Annotated in this window: 1 protein-coding gene; it reads right to left on the reverse strand. The window is 47.6% G+C overall.

Annotated features, from left to right (window positions below; all coding sequences use genetic code 11):
- A partial coding sequence (locus AAEY72_RS15705; protein ID WP_352311556.1) for a TRAP transporter large permease subunit occupies positions 1-252 on the reverse strand: 252 nt, incomplete at both ends.

Genomic DNA, 252 nt, shown 5'->3' on the forward strand with positions numbered 1-252 from the left:
CTGATCTTTGGGTAAGCCCGATAAATTGGCGCGTTTAGCTTCTAAATGCACCATCCAGAACACCGAGCAAAAATACAGTACAGCGGGGATCATCGCTGCTTTTGCAATTTCAATAAATTGCACGTTAATGGTTTCAGCCATAATAAAGGCTACTGCGCCCATCATCGGCGGCATAATTTGGCTGCCCATACTGGACGTGGCCTCAACCCCGCCCGCAAAAGCAGATCGATAACCAAAACGCTTCATTAACGG

Source organism: Psychrobacter sp. W2-37-MNA-CIBAN-0211, from assembly GCF_040309405.1.
Taxonomy (GTDB): Bacteria; Pseudomonadota; Gammaproteobacteria; order Pseudomonadales; family Moraxellaceae; genus Psychrobacter; species Psychrobacter glaciei.